The 4,986-nt window shown below is 63.5% G+C and carries 5 protein-coding genes; 4 read left to right on the forward strand and 1 reads right to left on the reverse strand.

Annotation, left to right across the window (positions count from 1 at the left end; genetic code table 11):
* Nucleotides 1-945, forward strand: a 945-nt coding sequence (priA, locus tag MOV74_RS31060; RefSeq protein WP_246930701.1) for a primosomal protein N', incomplete at its 5' end; no start/stop codon positions are given.
* Nucleotides 946-1,327: 382 nt separating this feature from the next.
* Here priA and MOV74_RS31065 read toward each other — a convergent pair.
* Nucleotides 1,328-1,834, reverse strand: coding sequence for a septal ring lytic transglycosylase RlpA family protein (locus MOV74_RS31065; RefSeq protein WP_246930703.1), 507 nt, complete (start codon nucleotides 1,832-1,834; stop codon nucleotides 1,328-1,330).
* A gap of 675 nt (nucleotides 1,835-2,509) precedes the next feature.
* Here MOV74_RS31065 and MOV74_RS31070 point away from each other — a divergent pair.
* The 3 genes from MOV74_RS31070 to MOV74_RS31080 form a co-directional block, all read left to right on the forward strand.
* Nucleotides 2,510-3,070, forward strand: coding sequence for a F0F1 ATP synthase subunit delta (locus MOV74_RS31070; RefSeq protein WP_246930705.1), 561 nt, complete (start codon nucleotides 2,510-2,512; stop codon nucleotides 3,068-3,070).
* Nucleotides 3,070-4,599 (forward strand): F0F1 ATP synthase subunit alpha, encoded by a 1,530-nt coding sequence (atpA, locus tag MOV74_RS31075; RefSeq protein ID WP_246930707.1) that lies wholly within the window; start codon nucleotides 3,070-3,072, stop codon nucleotides 4,597-4,599. Before MOV74_RS31070 ends, atpA begins: the two co-directional genes overlap by 1 nt.
* A 172-nt stretch (nucleotides 4,600-4,771) precedes the next feature.
* The coding region (locus tag MOV74_RS31080; RefSeq protein ID WP_246930710.1) for a F0F1 ATP synthase subunit gamma at nucleotides 4,772-4,986 on the forward strand (215 nt) is incomplete at its 3' end.

Genomic DNA, 4,986 nt, shown 5'->3' on the forward strand with positions numbered 1-4,986 from the left:
ATCGAAAAGCGCGAGCAGGCGCTGCTGTTCCTCAATCGCCGCGGCTATGCGCCGCTGACCCTGTGCCGCGGCTGCGGCCATCGCTTCGCCTGCACCATCTGCGATGCCTGGCTGGTCGATCACCGTTTCCGCCAGCGCCTGGTCTGCCATCATTGCGGCTTCTCGATGCCGCGCCCGCACATCTGCCCGCACTGTTCGGCCGAGGAATCGCTGGTCGCGGTCGGTCCCGGCGTCGAGCGGCTGCAGGAGGAGGCGGCTGCGCTGTTTCCCGAAGCGCGCACCATGGTGCTGTCGAGCGATCTCATCACCTCGATCGAGACGATGCGCAGCGAGCTCGCCGAGATCGCGGAGGGGCGCGTCGACATCATCATCGGCACGCAGCTCGTCGCCAAGGGCCACAATTTCCCGCGGCTCAATCTCGTCGGCGTGGTCGACGCGGATCTCGGTCTGAGCAACGGCGACCCGCGCGCGGCGGAACGCACCTGGCAATTGCTCAACCAGGTGATCGGCCGCGCCGGGCGCGAGCAGGGCCGCGGCGTCGGCTATCTCCAGACCCACCAGCCTGATCATCCCGTGATGAAAGCGCTGATCGCCTGCGACCGCGAGGCATTCTACGACAGCGAAATCGATCTGCGCGAGAAGACGCTGTATCCGCCGTTCGGCCGGCTCGCGAGCCTGATCATCTCCGCGGGCGACCGCCCGAGCGCCGAAGGTCTTGGCCGCCGTCTCGTCGCGCTCGCGCCGCGCGATGAGCGCGTCGTGGTGCTCGGGCCGGCGGAGGCGCCGCTCGCCGTCATCAAGGGCCGCTATCGCTTCCGCATCCTGGTGAAATCGGCGCGCGGCTTCGATCTGTCGGACTATCTGCGCAATTGGCTCGCGGTCTGCCCGAAGCCGACGGGCAACCAGAAGCTCGAAGTCGACGTCGATCCGCAGAGTTTTTTGTAGCCCCCGCTCTCTCCACGTCATTGCGAGGAGCCCTTGCGACGAAGCAATCCGGGGTCCTTCCGCGGAAACAGTCTGGATTGCTTCGCTGCGCTCGCAATGACGCTGTGGGAGCAGTGCCTCTCTCTGTCCGTGGTGCCCCGGACGCAGCGCAGCGCTCCTTCAGCGGTGCGCTGCAGAGCCGGGGCCCATGTGGCCCAGGAGTCCGCCGCCTGGGTCCCGGCTCTGCGCCGCAACGCTCACGCGTTGCAGCTTGTCCGGGACACGCAGAAAGGCGCGATGACAGAACGTAAAAAAGCCCGCGGTCCCCCAAGACCGCGGGCTTGTTTCAGGCGCGCATCAAACTGATGAAAACTGCGCGCGTGGTGTGGGGCGCCAGCGCGCCTTAGGAGACGACTTCCGCGGTGACGCGGCCGACGCCGCGACCTGTGAGGCCGATGGCGCGGGCAGCACCCGTGGAGAGGTCGAGCACACGGCCGCGAATGAACGGGCCGCGGTCATTGATGGTGACGACGACGCTCTGGCTGCCATGTGTGACGCGCAGCTTGGTGCCGAACGGCAGCGAACGGTGCGCCGCGGTCATGGCGTTCTGGTTGAAGCGCTGGCCCGAGGCAGTCTTGCTGCCGGACTCGTTGCCGTAAAAGGACGCGACGCCGGAGAAGCTGCGGCCGGCGCCGGAGGTCGGCGTCATCGACGCATTGGCGTTGCGCCAATCGGAGGTCGCGTTGGTCTCGGCCTGGGCGGCGTGGTGGCGGTGATGATGGTGATGCCGGTGATGGCGAGATTTGGCGGAAGCTTCGGTGGCGGTTCCACCGATGAGGAGAGTTGCGGCAACGAAAGCAATCGCGGTGCGCGGCCGGGTCACAAAGCCCAGCGTCTTCAAAGACAGCATTTATTGGTCCCTAAGCTAGTATTGCCACATGTGTGGCTAGTGGAGCCCCCATCAGTTTGTGAGCGGGTTGGCGTTTCGATTCCTAATGAGGCGTGAATTGGGCAGTAAATCCATTCTGTGTCGTCATGAAATATCTTGTTACCGCTATCGGATATTCAGCCGATGTTCCGTAATCTTCGGCTTTAACGATTTGTTAATCTATTTATTACATGCGAATACTGTAAAACGAAGTCAAAGCCTTGAGCGTTTAGAATTGGGTAAGTATTCGGCGAGTGGACTGAGGAGGCCAAAATCACGCCTCAGCGATCCGTGTTCATGGCCGCTATGCGCTGAGGGCAGGAACCAACGCGGGGAGTTCGCGCCGAAGGCTCGCGACAATACCGTGATGGGGCGGATCGCTCCCGACGTCCTTGTTGATCGGGCCCTTGCACCAGCTGGTGATCGATGCATCCGGCGTGCGACGAACTGGCGACAGAACCTCGTGCCTTTAATTTGGCGTCATGTTGCACCTGCGCGCCTGCTATGTTAGCAAAGCCGCGATTTTAACGAGCCCGGCACGTCCTGTGCCGGTCGGAAATCGAAGTCCCGCTTGAATTCCAAGGGCTTGGATCGCTTGGCGCCGCTTCGTGGCGACGGTTTTTCCCTTGCGAGTTTGACAGCAAAAAGAGCGCGTCTGTGGCTGCAGAAGATACGTCCGTTTCAGGTGTGTCCGGCCGTTATGCAACGGCCTTGTTTGAACTGGCCCGCGACCAGAACGTGGTCGACGAGGTCAAAGCCGATCTCGAGAAATTCGAGGCCATGCTGAACGAGAGCGCCGATCTGAAGCGCCTCGTCCGCAGCCCGGTTTTCGCGGCCGATGCCCAGTCCAAGGCCCTTTCGGCCGTGCTGGCCAAGGCCGGCATCGCCGGCATCTCCGCCAATTTCCTCAAAGTCCTGACCGCCAATCGCCGCCTGTTCGTGGTGGCTGACGTCATCCGCGCCTACCGCGCCCTGGTCGCCAGGTTCAAGGGCGAGGTGACGGCCGACGTCACCGTGGCGGAAACGCTTTCGGACAAGAATCTCGACGCCCTCAAGGTTGCCCTGAAGTCGGTGACCGGCAAGGACGTCGCGCTGAACGTGAAAGTCGATCCCTCGATCATCGGTGGCCTCGTCGTCAAGCTGGGCAGCCGCATGATTGATAGTTCGCTTCGCACCAAACTCAATTCGATCAAGCACGCGATGAAAGAGGCAGGCTGATGGACATCCGCGCCGCGGAAATTTCCGCGATCCTCAAGGACCAGATCAAGAATTTCGGCCAGGAAGCTGAAGTCTCCGAAGTCGGACAGGTGCTGTCCGTCGGCGACGGTATCGCTCGCGTCTATGGTCTGGACAACGTCCAGGCCGGCGAAATGGTCGAGTTCGAGAACGGCACCCGCGGCATGGCGCTGAACCTCGAAACCGACAATGTCGGCGTCGTTATTTTCGGCGGCGACCGTGAGATCAAGGAAGGCCAGACCGTCAAGCGCACCCGCGCCATCGTGGACGCGCCGGTCGGCAAGGGCCTGCTCGGCCGCGTCGTCGACGGGCTCGGTAACCCGATCGACGGCAAGGGCCCGATCCAGGCCGACAAGCGCATGCGCGTCGACGTCAAGGCGCCCGGCATCATTCCGCGCAAGTCGGTCAGCGAGCCGATGGCGACCGGACTCAAGTCCATCGATGCCCTGATCCCGGTCGGCCGCGGCCAGCGCGAGCTGATCATCGGCGACCGTCAGACCGGCAAGACCGCGATCGCGCTCGACACCATCCTGAACCAGAAGCCGCTCAACGCGCAGCCGGACGAGAACATCAAGCTGTATTGCGTCTATGTCGCGATCGGCCAGAAGCGTTCGACCGTTGCCCAGTTCGTCAAGGTGCTCGAAGAGCAGGGCGCGCTGGAATATTCCATCATCGTCGCCGCCACCGCGTCCGACCCGGCGCCGATGCAGTACATCGCGCCGTTCACCGGCTGCACCATTGGCGAGTATTTCCGCGACAACGGCATGCACGCCGTCATCATCTATGACGATCTGTCCAAGCAGGCCGTCGCCTATCGCCAGATGTCGCTGCTGCTGCGCCGTCCGCCGGGCCGCGAAGCTTATCCCGGCGACGTGTTCTATCTGCATTCCCGTCTGCTCGAGCGCGCGGCGAAGCTCAGCAAGGACCACGGTTCGGGCTCGCTCACGGCGCTGCCGGTGATCGAAACCCAGGCCAACGACGTGTCGGCCTACATTCCGACCAACGTCATTTCGATTACCGACGGTCAGATCTTCCTGGAAACCGACCTGTTCTTCCAGGGTATCCGTCCGGCGGTGAACGTCGGTCTGTCGGTGTCGCGCGTCGGCTCGTCGGCGCAGACCAAGGCGATGAAGAAGGTCGCCGGCAAGATCAAGGGTGAGCTCGCGCAGTACCGCGAAATGGCGGCGTTCGCGCAGTTCGGCTCCGACCTCGACGCCTCGACGCAGCGCCTGCTCAACCGCGGCTCGCGCCTCACCGAGCTCCTGAAGCAGCCGCAGTTCTCGCCGCTGAAGATGGAAGAGCAAGTCTGCGTAATCTGGGCCGGCACCAACGGCTATCTCGATCCGCTCCCGGTCAACAAGGTGCGTGCGTTCGAGGACGGTCTGCTCTCGCTGCTGCGCGGCAAGCACGTCGAGATCCTCAATTCGATCCGCGACACCCGCGACCTCACCGACGACACCGCTGCCAAGCTGAAGTCGGTTGTCGAAGGTTTTGCGAAGAGCTTCGCGTAAATAGGCCGTCGTGGCCGGGCTAAAGCGCGAAGCGCGTCTTCGCAATTGAAATCCCGGCCGTCCACGCACCACCGCGTGGAGACGAAGACGTGGATGCCCGGGACGAGCCCGGGCATGACGACAAGACAGGGTCGCGGTCCAGCCACAGGCTGATCGCCGGGGTGAACGAAGAATGGCGTCACTTAAAGACATGCGCGTGCGCATCGCCTCCACCAAGGCGACGCAAAAGATCACCAAGGCCATGCAGATGGTCGCTGCGTCCAGGTTGCGCCGCGCCCAGCAGGCGGCCGAGGCTGCACGTCCCTACGCCGACAAGATGAGCGCGGTGATCTCCAACATCGCCAGCGCTGCCGCGGGTTCGCCCGGCGCGCCGGCGCTGCTCGCCGG

The organism is Bradyrhizobium sp. SHOUNA76 (genome assembly GCF_023006445.1).
Lineage (GTDB): Bacteria > Pseudomonadota > Alphaproteobacteria > Rhizobiales > Xanthobacteraceae > Bradyrhizobium.

Bases quoted from the DNA above. Each gene is read 5' to 3' on its own strand.
- atpA (WP_246930707.1), top strand. From the start codon at position 3,070: ATGGACATCCGCGCCGCGGAAATTTCCGCGATCCTCAAGGACCAGATC.
- MOV74_RS31065 (WP_246930703.1), bottom strand. From the start codon at position 1,834: ATGCTGTCTTTGAAGACGCTGGGCTTTGTGACCCGGCCGCGCACCGCG.